The sequence below is a fragment of the Pelagovum sp. HNIBRBA483 genome (assembly GCF_040931995.1).
GTDB lineage: Bacteria > Pseudomonadota > Alphaproteobacteria > Rhodobacterales > Rhodobacteraceae > JAEPMR01.
On sequence record NZ_CP162412.1, the window covers coordinates 2,825,381 to 2,842,890 of the forward strand.

Consider the following 17,510-nt stretch of genomic DNA (forward strand, 5'->3'; position numbering starts at 1 on the left):
TGGCAGGCCTTTTGCAGGCTTGCGCCATTGGGTTGGTCCGCATAGTGCACGCCGTTATGTCTACGACACTTCCATATCAGGGGCTTTTCCCCCTCTCGCGCCTGCAAACCGGCGTTCTCGCTGGCGCTGCGGTGGCGGCCCTTGTCGTTGGCGCATGGACGGCCTCCGCCCTGTCGGATCGCGCCGACGCACGCAATTCCACCGCTCCGGCAGAGGTATCCAGCGCCGCACCGCGCATCGGCCTGCCCACCGTGACAGATTCACCTCTTCTCGCTGTCACCGCTGGCAGCAGCGCGCCGCAATCCGGCATTGCCCCGCACCTTAACGCACCTGCGACGACCAATTCACTTCCCGCTTTCGCTCTGGCCTCCGCCGCTGGCCCCGCACCACTGGCCGAGCAGCGCTTCTCCGCCTTGGTGCCAGAGAGCACCCCGCGCCCCGCCCTGCGGCCTGCAAGCCTCGTGGCCCGCATCGCGTCCGTCACCGAGGCGACCGAAACACCCCTGCGCCCCGCATTGCGCCCCGCGAACCTCGTCACCGAGGTCGCCACCGCCACCCGCACCGAAACCGCGCCGGTCACGCTCGCCGCAGCGCCCGTGGCCACACCCACCATCGCGCCGCTGCCTTCTTCGCCTGACAGCTGCGCCCGCAGCCTCACCCGCCAGATCCCCCGCCGCGCCGGTAATGCGGCGTCGGGCAGCGCGGTTCTTGCTGCGCTCGATGGCGTCGGCGGCAGCACCCGCGACAGCGCTCTGGCCCGCGAGCTTGCTTCCGGCAACCTGCCCGATTTCCTGCGTCGTCTGGTGCCCGTCTCCGTCACCGGCACCGCTGGCGGCGCGCCGGTTCGGATCACCGTCTGCGTGATGCCTGATTACCTCGCCGTTGGCAGCGACCGTGATTATGTCCGCGTGCCGCTCGGCCTCCCCGCCGCCGCCGCCGTGGCTGACAGGTTCGGCTTCATGCTGCCCACAACCGAGCTTGTCGATGTGATCTACCGCGAGGCCGGCCTCCGCCTGCCGCCGCGCCCAATGACCCCCGGCGCGGCAATGACCTCAACAGCCTACATGGTACAGCACAACGCCACGATCGAGGGCCAGCGCCAGCAGGCCACCAATTCCCTCGGCCTGCTGATGGCCGGTCACAAGAAAGACCTCGTCGTCTCGAACCGCCTCTGGCGCAATCCGGGGCGTGTAGCGATCTATGGCTGGCACCAGCCCAACGGCCGCGCGATCCAGCCGCTCAGCACCGTTCACGGCGCCGAATATGCTGATTATAGCCACGGCGTCCGCCTCGTGGCCCGCACCGCTTACCTCAATGGCCGCGCGGTTGATCTCGAAGACCTGCTCGCCGATGCGACCTATGCAGGCCTCCTGAGCGACGAAGGCCCGATCTCGCGCCCTGCTGTCCTGCTCGCCTCGCTGTCGCGCTAACGCACGTCTTTCACGCAGCGAAAGCCCAAGTGGTAATTGCGGTGGCTGCCGGTATCCATCACCCGTGTGCCGTGCCAGAACGGCGCGCGCCAGCGGGTCCAGTCCTCATGCGCGCGGATCGTATCCCAGATGAACCAGCTGCCCTTCATCTCGGTCACGCCAAGCGTGGTACTCCCACGGCTCGCCATCTGGTCAGGGCTCAGCGGCAGGTTCATATGCTCGGCGGCGTTGCCGTCGATGTCATAAACCCCAAGCGGGCTGCGGCAGGACGGGAAGCTCCCCGCCGGATAGGTGTTTGACCCGCAGCCGCGGAAGCTTCCGCCATTACAGCCCGAGGACTTGAAGCTCCCCATCGCGCACACGCCGCGCTGGTATGTGGTGCCATAGCTCCAGCGCTTCTGCCCCGCATAAGCCGCATTATGCGCCGCCCGCATCCGCGACACCGCCGCCTGCGCCGATACACCCGCCGCCAGATCAAAGCGGTAATCGGGCGGCAACAGCTGGCCCGAGGCCGCGCCTTCCCACTCATGTGCATCCGCCATCCGCTTGCCTTCTGCCGCGCATAGCAAAGCAGCCTCCCGCGCCGAAACCCAAACCACGGGATAAACCGCAGGCACGTTGGGATATTCGAACATATCGATGCAGACGGTGGCATCTTCGGGCGCTTGCGTCGCCGGATCATAGAGCGGCGCCATGTAGCGCGCGCCACAAATCCGCTCAAACCGGCTGTTCCGGTATCCCTGCGGCCCACCGCCGGGCATCCGCGCAGCGGCCTCGGCAGGGCTCATCGGGTGCCGTGTCACCGCCGGATTACCTTGCCCGATATACGAAGAACCCGCGAATATCTCCCGCACCCGCGCCATCGTTCCAGCCGACAGCCCCCGCGCCTGCTGCATCTGCTGCAGCATCTCCGCGTTCCGCTCCGCCAGCGATTGCGCCTGCGCACCTCCTGCTACCAGCAGCGCCAGCAGCGTGACGACGATGGAGAGCGGGAAGCGAGTCATAGCTATTCCTCCTTGCGCAGCAGGTAGAAGAAGTCGCGGTTATCGGAGAAACCCACAAACCGTGGGATCACCGCGCCAGAGTTACTGGTGTCATCAATATAGCGCATATTGCTCACCAGATGCTGCGGCGCGAAGCCGTCATTTTCCTCATCAGTAGGGAACAGCGCCATATAAGTGTGCTCTTGCGAGTTCATGTCGAGCAGCATCCCGTAACGGCAGCCATAGGCCTGAAATGTCCGCGCCATAGCCGAAGGCGTCGCGGTCGAGAAATAGGCGTAGATCAGGAAGTCGCGCCCCGCCACGCTCTTCATGCATGCGCCACCGCGCAGCGTCCGCAGTTCCGCTTCCGCCGAGCCGGACCAGTTCCCACCAAGCCAGCTGCGCACCTGCTCACCCGGCACGCCCTCGCCTGTCTCGGGGTCCGTCTCGATCAACGGCACCCCGTTCTGGCGCGCGAACCGCAACCGTGGCAACAGGCCCGCATCCTCCTCTGTCCATGTTTTCATGCCGATCGTGCCATCATCCAGCACATAGATCGTCGACAGGCCCGGATGCAGCTTGCTCATCAGCACCCCGTGGCTGAGGAAGCCATAATGGTGGCCATAATTGGTTTCGGCCTTATCACTGGCCCGAAATGCGCCATGCGCCCGCTTGAACCCGCCGGTAAACACCGCCGCCACGCGATCCGCATGGGCGGGGTTCAGCATCCCCACCGTCACCAGCGGATCAGGCCGGTCAAATCCGTCAGGGCCGGGCAGCCAATCAGCACGGCCCGCCCCCCAAGGGCGCGGCGACCAGTCCAAGCGCGGGTGATCGGTGCCACGCTCGTAGCCGATCTCGAACTCGTTGAGATCGAACGCCACCAGATACACATCCGCCTGCCGCTCCACACCGTCCAGCCAGTGCGTCTCGTCTGGGCGGTTCAAGATGTCATTGGCGATCATGCCGGGCTGCATCGCACTGGCATAAATGCCGGGCGTGTCCTCAACCGCGTACCAAGCCCCGGCCTCGACCACCCTGTCCTCGACCCCGATCAGATCAAACCCGATGGAGGCATACATCCCCGGCGCGCGGTCCAGCGCCGCCTTACCCAGCGCCGCCACCGCATCACCTGCCGCTGCGGCGTCGAATGTCTCGCCCGACTCCATATAGGCATCTTCATAGAAGGTGCCCTTGATGAACCCGACAAGGCTTTCGCCAAACCACACATTATCCCGCAGGAAATCAACAACCGCTTCCTTATTGGTGCGGTTGCCCGCCACGCGGTTGCGGAGGTAAAGCCGCTGTCCGCAGACCGGCGCATAGGGAAGACCCGCAGCTCTCGCCGCGTCCATCTCTCCGTCTGCCCAAGGGCGGCAATTCTCGACCATCCCATATTCACCCAGCGCGAGGCTCCCATCCTCCGCCAGATCAACCGTGACCTCCTCCGGCGCAGGGTTCTCCAGATGGTAGCTCACCCCGTCTACCTCCAGCACGAACCAGCTGTTGATCAACGGGTTGAGCGAAGTCAGCATCACCGTGTGCCCGTCGGCATCAATGCCTGTCGCGATCGCACGCTGGATTTGCAGGTCCAGCACGGTCTTTCGGGCCTCCGCCTCATAGACCGCCCAGCGCTCAGCGAGCTCACTGTCGGCAGGGCCATCCAGTGCCACACCAGCGACTGGCAAAAGACATGCCCCACTCAAGAATAGACCGCCTAAAATCCGACGCACGCGAACCCTCCAAACAAATTACCCCGCAGAATCGCGGGATTAGAACTCAAAATGATACTCTAGGGCATCAGCGTCAAAGTCATGCTACGCCTAGTCTAAATGGGTTTCCAGTATCCGTTTGCGCCACAAATCAGGCGATTCAGCCGCGCTCTCGCATCCGCGCGATGAAGGCAGCCCAGCCGCCGGGGCCCAATAGTGGCGAGACAGCCAGTCCAAAGACGAATCCCGCCACATCGGCCACCCAATGCGGCGCGGCATCAAACAACAAGCCCCAAACAAGCTGCAATCCCAGCAGGAACGAAATCAGCGTAAACGCCCGCAAACTGTTCTCGCCCACTGTCCTCAGATGCAGCCACATCAGGTAGGTATAGGCCCCAATCAGCCCGTAAAGCGCGGGATAGGCCCCGAACAGCGGCATATTCCCCCGCGCCGTCGCCCCGTAGATCACCGCGCCAAAAATCGCCGCGCCAAAAAAGACGATCAGCAGCGCGATGGGTTGCCACAAATCACCGACGAACTTGCCCAACGCCAACAGGATCACCAGCGCAAAAACTACCTGCGTGAAACTGCCATGCACAAACAGGTAGGTCACAAACCGCTTCAACATGTCAAAGGACATATTCCCCCGCTCCGCCACCTGTTCCCAAACCGCAGGCGCGAAGGCGTAATCCTGCAACGCGCCCAGTCGCCAACCAACAGCTTCCGGCCCGCCGATCAGCCCCGCCTCGCCGAGGCTAAGAAGCCCCTCAACGACGACAAAGATCAGCGCCAGCGCCATCACAACGGCAGGAAGCGGATTGACAGGATTTTCATGCTGCATGGCGGCCTCTGAACAGGGTCTTATGGGTTCGCGCGGGCGCTGATGAGTTGACGCCCCTTGGCTGCATGGGTAAGCCACCGCGAACCCGAAATCCAGACCGGACCGATCCCATGACCGAAGCCGCCTCTCATAGCCAGTTCACCCCGCGTGTCTTTTCCGGCATCAAGCCCTCCGGCGGCCTGACGCTCGGCAATTACCTCGGCGCGATCAAGCGCTTCGTCGCGATGCAGGGCGAGGCCTACGAGACGCTCTACTGCGTCGTCGATCTGCATGCGATCACCGTCTGGCAGGATCCGGCGGAACTGCGCACCGCCACCCGCGAGGTGGCCGCCAGCTATCTGGCCTCTGGCATCGACCCCGAGAAATCCATTCTCTTCAACCAAAGTCAGGTCAGCCAGCACGCCGAGCTGGGCTGGATCTTCAACTGCGTCGCCCGCGTCGGCTGGATGAACCGGATGACCCAGTTCAAGGAAAAGGCAGGCAAGAACGCCGAGAAGCAGTCACTGGGCCTCTATGCCTACCCGTCGCTGATGGCCGCCGATATTCTGCTCTACCACGCCACCCATGTGCCGGTCGGCGAGGATCAGAAACAGCATGTCGAACTGACCCGCGACATCGCCGCCAAGTTCAACCACGACTACAAAACCGAGTTCTTCCCCCTCACCAATCCGGTGATCGAAGGCCCCGCCATGCGCGTGATGAACCTGCGCGACGGCACAAAGAAGATGTCCAAGTCAGGCGAAAGCGACATGGAGCGGATCAACATGCTTGATGACGCCGACACCATCGCCAAGAAGTTCCGCAAGGCCCGCACCGATCCCGCGCCACTGCCTGAAAGCCTCGACGGCCTGAAAGACCGCCCCGAGGCCCGCAACCTTGTCGATATCTACGCGGCTCTCTCGGATCAAAGCCCCGAAGCCGTGATCACTGAGTATGCCGGTGCCGGTTGGGGCCAGTTCAAGCCCGCGCTGGCGGATCTCGCTGTGGCAAAGCTCGCGCCGATCTCCTCCGAGATGCAGCGCCTTCTCGACGATCCCGCCGAGATCGACCGCATCCTCGCCCGCGGCTCCGAGCGCGCCCGCGCGATTGCTGCCCCGATCCTCGAGCGCACTTACGATATAGTCGGCTTGGTGCGGTAAATTGCGCCGCGCGGGATCAACACCCCGCGCGCACCCCACGATTGATCGCCACCGGCGCTTTGATCTCCCATAGCCCGTCCGCCGCCTGATGCCCTTTTTCCTGCACACCGCGTGCGATGGCGGCGCGAATCCGCGCTTTGGCATCGTCGGGCTGGTGCCGCAGCAAATACCCACCACGCGGCGCACCCGTCGCAAACAGGTCCATCAGCGCAGCGGGGTCTTCGAGCCGCAGCACCGCCTCGAAAACAAACCGCTCCTGATGCGCCAACCCCGCCTCGGCGAAGGCCGCCCGTGCGTGATCTTCCTCTGCAAATTGATAGAAGTCGGGGCTATCCGGCAGCATGACGGACGGATCGCCCTGCGCCATAATCGCACCGAAAACCGTGCCGAACACGTCTGACCGCTGCGGCGGCTCCCAGCAGGACATCACAAATAGCCCGCCCGGGCGCAGCACCCGCGCCACTTCCGCCAAAGCAGCAGGCTGGTCCGGCACATGCATCAGGCCAAAGCCACACACCACCGCATCAAAGCAATGCCCGTCAAACGGCAGCGCCTGTGCATCAGCACGCACGAAGTTCACTCCATGCACCCGCTCGCGGGCAAATTCGATCATCTGTTCGGAAAAATCAGCCCCCGTCACATCGCAGCCCTTGGCCTGCAACGCCGCCGCAATGTCCGCCTGCCCGCAACACAGATCGAGCACTGCAACACCCTCGGGCACCTGCGCCGCCATCACCGGCACGACCTGCCGCGTCATCTCGGCAAACCGCGTCACATAGCCTTCCGATATCACCGGATCGGACCAGCCTTGCCGCTCCATTTCGGCAAATGCGTCAAAACCTGTCATCATGAATCCCCCTGACCTGCATCCTAACACATCAGGGGGATTTTCGAAAAATCAGGCCGCGTCCACGTCCCTTGGCGCAACCCGCGTTTCGAAATCGGCCGCGCTGTGACGTTCCCGCAGCTGGGTTTCTTCCGGCCCCCAGACCCTGTTGACCATCAGCCCCCGCTGCACGGCGGGGCGGGCGTCGATCTCCTTGGCCCAGCGCATCACATGCGTGTAGCTCGCCACATCCAGAAACTCCGCCGCATCATAGAGCCGCCCCAAAACAAGCTGCCCGTACCACGACCAGATCGCGATATCGGCAATCGAGTAGCTATCGCCTGCCATATAGCGATGATCCGCCAGATGCCGGTCCAGAACGTCCAGCTGGCGCTTCGCCTCCATCGTGAAGCGGTTGATCGCATATTCGAACTTCTCCGGCGCATAGGCATAGAAATGCCCGAAACCACCGCCCAGATATGGCGCGCTTCCCATCTGCCAGAACAGCCAGTTCATCGCCTCGGTCCGCGCGCGCGGCTCCTCGGGCAGGAACGCCCCGAACCGCTCCGCCAAATACAGCAGGATCGACCCGCTCTCGAACACCCGCTGCGGCGCGTCGCCAGAGTTATCGAGCAGCGCGGGGATTTTCGAATTCGGATTGATCTCAACGAATTCACTGCCGAACTGATCGCCTTCACCGATATTGATCAGCCACGCATCATATTCGGCCGCCTCATGCCCAGCGGCGAGCAGTTCCTCCAGCATGACTGTGACCTTCACCCCGTTCGGGGTCGCCAGCGAATAGAGCTGGAACGGATGCGCCCCTTTCGGCAGCTCCGCGTCATGCGTCGCACCTGCGATCGGCCGGTTGATCTGCGCGAACTTGCCGCCATTCGCGCCGGTCCATGTCCAAACCTTCGGCGGTGTGTAGCTGTTTGCTGCGGTCGGTTGTGTCATCGCGGGCCTCTTTTGGTTACTTCAACCCACCACCTAATCGCGCAGGCCCACCCAACAAGCCGCCCCGAAGGACACCTCATTGTGATCAGAAGTATAGCCATTATAATGATTTTAAATCAGGTGCTTAACACCCCGCGCGCTTGCGCACAGCAGCCGTGCGCTGGCGCATCCCCTCCGCGTTGCCACGGCCCCGCCCGCAACCGCTGCCTCCGGCGATCCTACCCAGCCAACACCCCAATCCGCAGCATCGCTTTGCCCTTCGGTGAAACTCCAATCGACCCCTGAAGCCAACAGCACCCTCCTCCCACGCCGAGTTCGCAGACAGACACCAGATGTCGGGATCAGAAGTGGACAGAGCGCACGGCTTCCGCCAATATCGCCTCGAAACAGGAGGGTTCCATGCGCAAATTCCTTGTCGTTCTCGACGACAGCCGCGAATGCCTGAACGCCATGCGCTTCGCTGCCATGCGCGCCGCCAACACGGGCGGCGGTGTCTGCATCCTCTCGGTGATTCCCCCCGACGAATTCAACCACTGGATCGGCGTCGGTGAGATCATGCGCGAAGAAGCCCGCGAACGCATCCACGCCCATTTCGAGGTTTTCGCCAAATGGATGCGCGACCGGCAAAATGTGGATCCCGAGCTGGTCATCCGCGAAGGCGAGCCGGTACCCGAAATCCTCAATCATGTGCGCGAAGATGGCGAGATCGGCGTTTTGGTCCTCGGTGCCGGCGTTGATAAGAAAGGCCCAGGCCCACTTGTCACCCAACTCACCCGCGCGTCCGGCTCGCTGCCGATCCCGATCACCATCGTTCCGGGCGACATTTCCAAAGAACGCCTCGAAGAGATCACCTGATCAGCGGCGCAAATTTGCTTTTTAGAATGGTTCCAAACCTTGACAGATGTCAGGTGCGCGCGCATATCTGACTAAGCTGCAAAAGGGGTGCGCCCATGTTTATCCAGACCGAATCCACGCCGAATCCGGCAACACTGAAATTCCTGCCCGGCCAGACCGTTATGCAGGTCGGCACAGCCGATTTTCCCTCAGCCGAAACCGCAGGGCAATCGCCCCTCGCCAGCCGCCTCTTCACCATCGATGGCGTCACAGGCGTGTTCTTCGGTTCCGATTTCATCACCGTGACGAAAGCTGATGCGCAGGAATGGGATCACCTCAAGCCCGCGATCCTCGGCGCGATCATGGAACATTGCCAATCCGGCAAGCCCGCTATGGAAGGCGAACAAGCCGCCTCCGGCCACGCCGCGCATTCGGGCGAGGACTCCGCGATCGTCGATCAGATCAAGGAACTGCTCGATACCCGTGTCCGCCCCGCCGTTGCGCAAGATGGCGGCGACATCACCTTCCACGGTTTCGAGCGTGGCGTTGTGTATCTGCACATGCAGGGCGCTTGCGCTGGCTGCCCCTCCTCGACCCTTACGCTGAAAATGGGCATCGAGAACCTTCTGCGCCATTACATCCCCGAAGTGACCGAGGTGCGTCCGGTTGCCGCCTAAGCCAACCGTTCTGGCCTTTGATACATCGGCCGCGCATTGCGCGGCCGCTTTGCTATCCGGCGGGGAGATCACCGCCCGCGTTGATGAAATGGCCCGTGGTCAGGCCGAACACCTGATGCCTATGCTCGAAGAGATGCTGGCGGCCAAGGGGCTGCATTGGTCGGATCTCACGGCCCTCGGCGTCGGCATCGGGCCGGGGAACTTCACCGGCATCCGTATCTCCGTCTCCGCTGCGCGCGGTCTGGCGCTGGGCCTCGGCATTCCGGCAGTTGGCGTGTCCGGCTTCGATACCCGCGCCCACGGCCTGCCCCGCCCCGTCAGCGTCGCCATCCCCGCTCCGCGCGAACGGCTCTATATTCAGCACATTACTCATGCCGATGCATCGCCCCCCGCGCTGATCCCTGTGGCCGAAGCACCGAGCGATCTCGTGCCGGAGCCAGCCGCCGAAACCCTGATCACCCACATGGTCCAGATCGCCGCTCACCGCGCCAGCGCCAGCACGCCGCGCCCCGCGCCGCTCTATGTCCGCGCAGCCGATGCCGCGCCGGCCCGCGATGCACCGCCGGTGATCCTGCCGTCATGACGCCCGATTCCCTCGCCGTCCTGCACGCCGCCTGCTTCACCACGCCCCGTCCGTGGTCCACCTCCGAATTCGAAGCCATTCTCGCCAGCCGTGGCGCTTTTCTCGAAACGAGCACCAACGGCGCGCTCGTGGGCCGCGTCATCGCGGGCGAGGCCGAACTGCTGACCGTTGCCGTCTATCCCGAAGCCCGCGGCAAGGGCGAAGGCCGCGCCCTCGTCGCCGCCTTTCTCGACCGCGCCGCCGCAATGGGGGCCGAAACGGCGTTTCTTGAAGTGGCCGCCGACAACACCGCTGCGCTTTACCTCTATCTCTGCGCCGGTTTCAGCGAATCGGGCCGCCGCGCAGGCTATTACAAAGCCCCCAACGGGCAGAGCCTTGATGCGGTTGTGATGTCCCGCATCCTCTGACTGCCAGTTTTTTGATCATTCGGTCAAACAGACGTCGCGGCGCGCAAAATAGCGGTTGACCATCGCCCGCGCTTTACCCCTAAATTAGCGATGACACCAAAGATGTCTGTGGTGCGCGGCTGTCTGCTGCGTGGATAAAATTAACTGGGAGAACCAAATGACTTTGACCACCAAACTTCTCGGCGCATCTGCCGCCGTCGCCCTTTCCGCCGGTGCGGCGATGGCTGATCCGGCGCTGATCTTCGATCTCGGCGGCAAGTTCGACAAATCCTTCAACGAAGCCGCCTATAACGGTGCGCTCCGCTGGGCCGAAGAAACCGGCGGCAGCTTCAACGAGGTCGAGCTTCAGTCCGAAGCCCAGCGTGAGCAAGCGCTCCGCCGCTTCGCAGAATCCGGCGCAAACCCGATCGTCATGGCCGGTTTCGCTTTCGGCACCGCGCTTGGTGAGGTCGCAGCCGATTACCCCGACACCAAGTTCGCCATCATCGACATGGTCGTTGACGCGCCGAACGTCCGCTCCGTTGTGTTCAACGAGCACGAAGGCTCCTACCTCGTCGGCATGCTGGCTGCGATGGCGTCCGAATCCGATACCGTTGGCTTCATCGGCGGCATGGACATCCCGCTGATCCGTAAGTTCGGCTGCGGCTACGCGCAGGGCGTTCAGGCCGTGAATGCAGATGCAACCGTCATCGCCAACATGACCGGCACCACCCCCGCCGCATGGAACGATCCGGTCAAAGGCTCCGAGCTGACCCTGGCCCAGATCAGCCAAGGCGCTGATGTTGTCTACGCAGCAGCAGGCGGCACCGGCGTTGGTGTCCTGCAAACGGCAGCCGACAACGGCATCCTCTCCATCGGCGTGGACAGCAACCAGAACTACATGCACCCGGGTCAGGTTCTGACCTCCATGCTCAAGCGCGTTGATAACGCCGTTTACGATGCGTTCGTGGCTGGTACTGACCTCGAAACCGGCTTCAACGTGATGGGTGTTGGCAATGGCGGCGTCGGCTACGCGCTCGACGAGTTCAACGCCGAGCTGATCACCGCTGAAATGCAAGCCGCTGTCGATGAAGCCGCCGCAGCAATCGCTTCCGGTGAGCTGACCGTGCATGACTACACCAGCGACGAAAGCTGCCCCGCGATCAGCTTCTGATCGTGACGGCAACAACGTAGCATAAGACCAAGCCGCGCCGCTTTCTGGTGGCGCGGCTCTGCGTTTGAGGGGGGCGCATGTCATGACAAATCCGGTCGATACATTCTTCGCCTCATGGGGCATGTCCAGTGATGCCGATCGCTCCGCCGCGATCTCCGGCTGCATGACCGCCAGCGCCACCTACGCCGATCCGCGCTCCAACGGGGTGCTCACCGGCGTGGACGCGATCACCACCTACGTTTCCATGTTCAGCGCCAACGCGCCCGGCTGGTCCGCCAGCGTCGTCAAATCGGACGAGATCGCCGGCAGCCACCGTGTCACCGTCGCCTTCGGCGGCCCCGGCCCAGATGGCGCGCAGATCACCCAATACGGACAATATTTCATCGACCTCGACGGCGCACAGATCGCCCGCATGGTCGGCTTTGTCGGCACCGGAGCCCCCGAATGAGCACAAACCCCGCCATCGAACTTCGCGGCATTTCCAAAGCCTTCGGCCCTGTTCAGGCCAATAAGGATATCTCCATCCGCGTGATGCCCGGCACCATTCACGGCATCATCGGCGAAAACGGCGCGGGTAAATCCACGCTCATGTCGATCCTCTATGGCTTTTACAAAGCCGACGCCGGTGAAATTTTCATCAACGGCCAAAAGACCCAGATCCCTGATAGCCAAGCCGCCATCGCCGCTGGCATCGGCATGGTGTTCCAGCATTTCAAACTGGTGGAAAACTTCACCGTTCTGGAGAATGTCGTCCTCGGTGCCGAAGACGGCGCACTCCTGCGCCCCTCGCTGGCAAAAGCCCGCGCCCAGCTGAAATCCCTCGCCGCCGAATACGAGCTGAACGTCGATCCCGATGCGCTGATTTCCGATATCGGCGTCGGCATGCAGCAGCGCGTCGAAATCCTCAAGGCGCTCTACCGTCAGGCCGATATCCTGATCCTCGACGAGCCGACCGGCGTGCTCACCCCCGCCGAGGCCGATCACCTGTTCCGCATCCTCGACAACCTCAAGCGCGAGGGCAAAACCATTATTCTGATCACGCATAAACTGCGCGAAATCATGGAAATCACCGATACCGTCAGCGTCATGCGCCGTGGCGAGATGACCGCCACCGTCAAAACCGCTGAAACCTCGCCCACCGAACTGGCCGAACTGATGGTCGGCCGCAAGGTGCTCCTGCGGGTCGAGAAAACCCCCGCCAAACCGGGCAAAACGATCCTCGATGTGCAGGGGCTTTCCGTCACCTCGTCCAATGGTGTTGAGCGGCTGAAGGACATCTCCTTCTCGGTCCGCGCGGGCGAAATTCTCGGCATCGCGGGCGTCGCTGGCAATGGCCAGTCCGAACTTCTTGAAGTGCTCGGCGGCTACCGCACCGCGCGCGGCACCATCCTGATGAACGGCGCGCCCCTGCCGCTCTCCGGCGCTGCCGCCAACGGCCAGTCGCGGCGCGACGCAGGTATCTCCCATGTCCCCGAGGACCGACAGCGTGAAGGCCTGATCATGGACTACGCAGCATGGGAAAACACAGCATTCGGCTATCATAAAGCGCCCGAATATCAAAAAAACAAACTTTTGATGGATAACGCCGCCCTCCGTGACGACACCGCTGGCAAGATGGAACGCTTCGATGTGCGCCCACCTGACCCTGCGCTCGCGGCCAAAAGCTTCTCCGGTGGCAACCAGCAGAAGATCGTCCTCGCCCGCGAGATCGAGCGCAATCCTGATCTCCTGCTCATCGGCCAGCCCACGCGCGGCGTCGATATCGGCGCGATCGAGTTTATCCACCAGCAAATCGTCGCGCTGCGCGATCAGGGCAAGGCGATTCTCCTCGTCTCGGTGGAACTGGACGAGATCATGTCTCTCTCCGACCGCATCGCCGTGATGTTCGACGGTCAGATCATGGGCGAACGCCTTCCCGAAGAGACGGACGAGAAAGAGCTCGGCCTCCTCATGGCCGGTGTCACCGACACCACAGCCGATCCCCAAGACGTGCTTGATGTCGTCGAAGCCAACCTCGCCCATACCAGCGGCGACCCGCATAAGGAGGCCTGAGCCATGGAAAAGATGCCCCGCTGGGCCGATGTGGTCCTGATCCCGCTGATTTCCCTGATCCTCGCGGCGATATTCTCCGCCATTGTGATCCTCGCCATCGGCGAAGACCCTTGGGAAGCCGTCAAGCTGATGGTGTCCGGCGCGCTCGGCTCGACCTATGGCTGGGGTTATACGCTCTACTACGCGACCAACTTCATCTTTACCGGCCTCGCCGTATCCATCGCCTTCCATGCCCGCATGTTCAACATCGGCGGCGAGGGGCAGGCGATGCTTGGCGGCCTTGGCGTGGCGCTGGTCTGTCTCTATATCCCGTGGCCGCATTGGAGCCTTGCGCTGATCGGCGCAACAGGCGGCGCGGCGCTCTTCGGCGCTGCATGGGCGGCAATCCCCGCCTATCTTCAGGCCAAGCGCGGCAGCCACATCGTGATCACCACGATCATGTTCAATTTCATCGCCGCCGCCCTGCTGAACTACCTACTGGTCAACACCCTCAAGCCCAAGGGCGCGATGGATCCCGCTACCGGCAAGTTCCCCGAGGCGACCCACCTGCCCACCCTGCATGATGTCCTCAACACCATCGGTATTCCCTTCTCCAAGGCAGCGCCCGCCAACGTGTCATTCTTCGTCGCCATCGCCGCCTGTGTCGCGCTTTGGGCGCTGATCTGGCGCACGCGCTTGGGCTACGAAATCCGCGCCTTCGGCCATTCCGAACCCGCCGCGCGCTATGCGGGCATCAACCCCACGCGCATCATCATGATCTCCATGCTGATCTCCGGCGGGCTTGCAGGCATGATGGCGATCAACAACGTGATGGGCGAAGCCGAGCGCCTCGTCCTCAACGCGGTCGAAGGCGCAGGCTTCATCGGCATCGCGGTCGCGCTGATGGGCCGCTCGCATCCGTTTGGGGTGTTTCTCGCCGCGATCCTCTTCGGCTTCCTCTACCAAGGCGGCGCAGAGCTTGCGCTCTGGACCTCGATCCCCCGCGAGTTGATCGTCGTCATTCAGGCGCTCGTGATCCTCTTCACCGGCGCGCTTGACCACATGGTGCGCATGCCGCTCGAAAAAATCTTCCTCGCGCTTGGCCGTCGCAACAGCGACCAGCGCAAACAGGCAGCGGAGTAAGACCCATGGATTTTCTCGCCATTCTTCAGGTTCTTGACGCCTCCGTCCGCCTCGCCACCCCGCTGCTTCTGGCCTGTCTCGCTGGCCTGTTCTCCGAGCGCGCAGGCATCTTCGATATCGGGCTGGAGGGCAAGATGCTCGCCGCCGCCTTCCTCTCCGCCGCCATCGCTGCGGTCACAGGCTCCGTCTGGATCGGCCTCCTGGCGGGCATCGGCGCATCGCTGGTCCTGTCGCTGGTGCATGGCATCGCCTCCATTACCTTCCGCGGCAACCAACTGATTTCCGGCGTCGCGATCAACTTCCTCGCCGCTGGCCTGACGGTGGTCTGGGCGCAAAGCTGGTTCGGTCAGGGCGGCCGCACCCCGCAGCTCACCGAAGGCGGGCGCTTCAGCTCCATCGAACTGCCCTTTGCCGAGGCCCTGTCCGGCGTGCCGATCCTCGGACCGATCTATGCCGAACTGATCTCCGGCCACACGATCCTCGTTTATGTCTCGCTCCTCGTGGTGCCGCTCACTTGGTGGGTGCTGTTCCGCACCCGCTTCGGCCTGCGCCTGCGCGCCGTCGGCGAAAACCCCGCCGCCGTTGATACTGCTGGCGTCTCCGTCATTGGCTTGCGCTTTGCCGCGGTGCTGATCTGTGGCGTGCTGTGCGGCATCGCTGGCGCCTACCTCTCCACCGCGCTGCAAGCGGGCTTCATCAAGGACATGACAGCTGGTCGCGGCTATATCGCCCTCGCGGCGCTGATCTTCGCCAAATGGCGTCCGTGGCACGCGCTCTTTGCCTGCCTGCTGTTCGGCTTCCTTCAGGCCCTCGCACTGCGCCCCGACATGATCGAAAACGTCATCGGCGTTGCCGTTCAGGTCCAGCTCCTCGATGCGCTGCCCTATATCCTGACGGTGATCATCCTTGCAGGCTTTGTTGGCCGCGCCATCCCGCCCCGCGCGGGCGGCGAGCCCTATGTCAAGGAACGGTAGCCCCAGCATGAGTCCAGTGCAACACGACTCCTGTAGCCAGAAGGACATATAGCGCCGAAATAATATGTTTGCCGCGCTGCCGCATTTGACACGCGAGCGCAAAGGCGTTCTTTTGAGGTATCACGCGGCCCAACGCCGGGAAAGCCCATGCAGATTTACCTTCCCATCGCCGAGATTTCGGTGAACGCCTTCCTTCTACTCGGTCTAGGGGGCATGGTGGGTATTCTGTCCGGCATGTTCGGCGTCGGCGGCGGCTTCCTGATGACACCGCTTTTGTTCTTCATCGGCATCCCGCCCGCGGTTGCCGTGGCGACCGAGGCAAACCAAATCGTCGCGTCGTCCTTTTCCGGCGTGCTCGCGCATTTTAAGCGAAAGACCGTCGATCTCCGAATGGGCGTTGTCCTGCTGATCGGCGGCCTCATAGGTGCCGCCCTCGGCGTGGTGCTTTTCAACTACCTCAAATCGCTCGGTCAGGTCGATCTGCTCGTTCGCCTCTGCTATGTCGTGTTCCTCGGCATCATTGGCAGCCTGATGTTCGTCGAGAGCCTGCGTGCCTTGCGCAAAGCAAAATCCGGCGGCGCTCCCACACGGCGCAAGCATAACTGGGTCCATAACCTGCCCTTCAAGATGAAGTTCCGCGTCTCGGGCCTTTATATTTCGGTGATCCCGCCGCTCCTTGTCGGCGTCGCGGTTGGCATCCTCGCCGCGATCATGGGCGTCGGCGGCGGCTTCATCATGGTCCCCGCGATGATCTACCTATTGGGCATGCCAACGAAGGTCGTCGTCGGCACATCGCTCTTTCAGATCATCTTCGTCACCGCCTTCACCACCATGCTGCACGCCACCACCAACTACACCGTTGACGTGGTGCTTGCCGTCCTGCTGCTGGTGGGCGGCGTCGTAGGCGCGCAAGTCGGCACCCGCATCGGCGTCTACCTCAAGGCCGAACAACTCCGCATCTTACTCGCGGGCATGGTGCTTTTGGTCTGTGGCAAACTGGCGCTTGATCTGCTCTTGCAACCGTCCGAGCTGTACTCCTTAGGCGTGGCGGGAGGTCACTGATGTTGCGCCGCCTCCTCATCACCTTAGCGCTCCTGTGCGCCAGTGCCGCCCCCCTCTCGGCAGAGAAGATCGTTCTGGGCCTCAGCCAAGATGAAGTCGCCATCACCGCCACCTTCGAAGGCTCCGAAATCCTGATCTACGGCGCTGTCAGCCGCGTGGCACCCGCGCCCGACGGCAATACCGGCATCATCATCGCTGTCTCCGGCCCGCTGGAGCCGGTGACTGTCCGCCGCAAGGAGCGCAAGTTCGGCATCTGGGTGAATTCCGATGCGGTCGAGGTCGATGCTGCACCGTCTTTCTACGCCGTCGCGACCTCCGCGCCTTTCACCGAAGTGCTCACCGATGTCGAAGACCTGCGCCACAAGATCTCGATCCCCCGCGCCATCCGCGCGGTTGGTACCGGCGTCAGCGACAGTGAAAACTTCACCGAAGCGCTGATCCGCGTGCGCGAGAATGCCGGCCTTTATCAGGTGCTCGACAATACCGTTTCCTTTGAGCAAGGCACCCTCTTCGGCACGTCGATTGCCCTGCCCGCCAACCTGACCGAAGGCATGTATTCCACCCGCATCTTCCTCACCCGCGATGGTGCCGTGGTCGATGAATATGTGACCCAAATTCCCGTCAACAAGGTCGGGATCGAGCGCTGGCTCTACGAACTGGCGCATCAACAAGCCTTTATCTACGGCCTGATGTCGCTGGCGATTGCCATCGCTGCGGGCTGGGGAGCATCTGCTGCGTTCAGCTTGCTCCGGCGCTGA

The 17,510-nt window shown here is 62.8% G+C and carries 18 protein-coding genes; 13 read left to right on the top strand and 5 right to left on the bottom strand.

Annotated features, from left to right (window positions below; genetic code table 11):
• Positions 1–56: 56 nt before the first annotated feature.
• Positions 57–1,430 (top strand): hypothetical protein, encoded by a 1,374-nt coding sequence (locus AB1E42_RS13860; protein ID WP_368344825.1) that lies wholly within the window; start codon positions 57–59, stop codon positions 1,428–1,430.
• On the opposite strand, the gene AB1E42_RS13865 is transcribed toward AB1E42_RS13860, so the two are convergent.
• From AB1E42_RS13865 to AB1E42_RS13875, 3 genes are all read right to left on the bottom strand, one after another.
• The gene (locus AB1E42_RS13865; RefSeq protein WP_368344826.1) at positions 1,427–2,434 is read right to left on the bottom strand and encodes an SUMF1/EgtB/PvdO family nonheme iron enzyme; all 1,008 of its coding nucleotides are present in this window, start codon (positions 2,432–2,434) and stop codon (positions 1,427–1,429) included. The two genes, AB1E42_RS13860 and AB1E42_RS13865, sit on opposite strands and share 4 nt — an antisense overlap.
• Before the next feature lie 2 nt (positions 2,435–2,436).
• Positions 2,437–4,119: a hypothetical protein gene (locus AB1E42_RS13870; RefSeq protein ID WP_368344827.1), complete on the bottom strand. Its 1,683-nt coding sequence runs from the start codon at positions 4,117–4,119 to the stop codon at positions 2,437–2,439.
• A gap of 166 nt (positions 4,120–4,285) precedes the next feature.
• Entirely contained in the window at positions 4,286–4,966 is a 681-nt protein-coding gene (locus AB1E42_RS13875) for a rhomboid family intramembrane serine protease (protein ID WP_368344828.1), read from the bottom strand.
• Positions 4,967–5,076: 110 nt separating this feature from the next.
• On the opposite strand from AB1E42_RS13875, the gene trpS reads away from it, so the two are divergent.
• Entirely contained in the window at positions 5,077–6,105 is a 1,029-nt protein-coding gene (gene trpS / locus AB1E42_RS13880; RefSeq protein ID WP_368344829.1) for a tryptophan--tRNA ligase, read from the top strand.
• A 16-nt stretch (positions 6,106–6,121) separates the two neighbouring features.
• Here the strand turns inward: trpS and AB1E42_RS13885 are convergent, their stop codons facing one another.
• Both AB1E42_RS13885 and yghU read right to left on the bottom strand, forming a co-directional pair.
• Complete coding sequence (locus AB1E42_RS13885; protein ID WP_368344830.1) at positions 6,122–6,955, bottom strand: class I SAM-dependent methyltransferase; 834 nt, start codon at positions 6,953–6,955, stop codon at positions 6,122–6,124.
• A 48-nt stretch (positions 6,956–7,003) separates the two neighbouring features.
• Complete coding sequence (gene yghU / locus AB1E42_RS13890; protein ID WP_368344831.1) at positions 7,004–7,888, bottom strand: glutathione-dependent disulfide-bond oxidoreductase; 885 nt, start codon at positions 7,886–7,888, stop codon at positions 7,004–7,006.
• Positions 7,889–8,287: 399 nt separating this feature from the next.
• Between yghU and AB1E42_RS13895 the strand changes: the two genes are divergently transcribed.
• From AB1E42_RS13895 to AB1E42_RS13945, 11 genes are all read left to right on the top strand, one after another.
• Positions 8,288–8,743, top strand: coding sequence for a universal stress protein (locus AB1E42_RS13895; RefSeq protein WP_368344832.1), 456 nt, complete (start codon positions 8,288–8,290; stop codon positions 8,741–8,743).
• 95 nt (positions 8,744–8,838) lie between these two features.
• Positions 8,839–9,399 (top strand): NifU family protein, encoded by a 561-nt coding sequence (locus AB1E42_RS13900; protein ID WP_368344833.1) that lies wholly within the window; start codon positions 8,839–8,841, stop codon positions 9,397–9,399.
• Positions 9,389–9,982 carry a tRNA (adenosine(37)-N6)-threonylcarbamoyltransferase complex dimerization subunit type 1 TsaB gene (gene tsaB, locus AB1E42_RS13905; RefSeq protein ID WP_368344834.1) on the top strand — a complete coding sequence of 198 codons (594 nt, stop codon included), beginning with the start codon at positions 9,389–9,391 and terminating at the stop codon, positions 9,980–9,982. The genes AB1E42_RS13900 and tsaB overlap by 11 nt, the downstream gene beginning before the upstream one ends.
• The gene (locus AB1E42_RS13910) at positions 9,979–10,389 is read left to right on the top strand and encodes a GNAT family N-acetyltransferase (RefSeq protein ID WP_368344835.1); all 411 of its coding nucleotides are present in this window, start codon (positions 9,979–9,981) and stop codon (positions 10,387–10,389) included. The genes tsaB and AB1E42_RS13910 overlap by 4 nt, the downstream gene beginning before the upstream one ends.
• 157 nt (positions 10,390–10,546) lie before the next feature.
• Positions 10,547–11,542: a BMP family protein gene (locus AB1E42_RS13915; RefSeq protein ID WP_368344836.1), complete on the top strand. Its 996-nt coding sequence runs from the start codon at positions 10,547–10,549 to the stop codon at positions 11,540–11,542.
• Positions 11,543–11,624: 82 nt separating this feature from the next.
• The gene (locus AB1E42_RS13920; RefSeq protein ID WP_368344837.1) at positions 11,625–11,990 is read left to right on the top strand and encodes a molecular chaperone GroEL; all 366 of its coding nucleotides are present in this window, start codon (positions 11,625–11,627) and stop codon (positions 11,988–11,990) included.
• On the top strand, positions 11,987–13,594 hold the full coding sequence (locus AB1E42_RS13925; RefSeq protein WP_368344838.1) for an ABC transporter ATP-binding protein: 1,608 nt from the start codon (positions 11,987–11,989) through the stop codon (positions 13,592–13,594). Before AB1E42_RS13920 ends, AB1E42_RS13925 begins: the two co-directional genes overlap by 4 nt.
• Positions 13,595–13,597: 3 nt before the next feature.
• Positions 13,598–14,716, top strand: a complete 1,119-nt coding sequence (locus tag AB1E42_RS13930; RefSeq protein WP_368344839.1) for an ABC transporter permease — start codon at positions 13,598–13,600, stop codon at positions 14,714–14,716.
• A gap of 5 nt (positions 14,717–14,721) precedes the next feature.
• Positions 14,722–15,690, top strand: a complete 969-nt coding sequence (locus AB1E42_RS13935) for an ABC transporter permease (RefSeq protein WP_368344840.1) — start codon at positions 14,722–14,724, stop codon at positions 15,688–15,690.
• Positions 15,691–15,837: 147 nt separating this feature from the next.
• Positions 15,838–16,752: a sulfite exporter TauE/SafE family protein gene (locus AB1E42_RS13940; protein ID WP_368344841.1), complete on the top strand. Its 915-nt coding sequence runs from the start codon at positions 15,838–15,840 to the stop codon at positions 16,750–16,752.
• The gene (locus tag AB1E42_RS13945; protein WP_368344842.1) at positions 16,752–17,510 is read left to right on the top strand and encodes a TIGR02186 family protein; all 759 of its coding nucleotides are present in this window, start codon (positions 16,752–16,754) and stop codon (positions 17,508–17,510) included. The genes AB1E42_RS13940 and AB1E42_RS13945 overlap by 1 nt, the downstream gene beginning before the upstream one ends.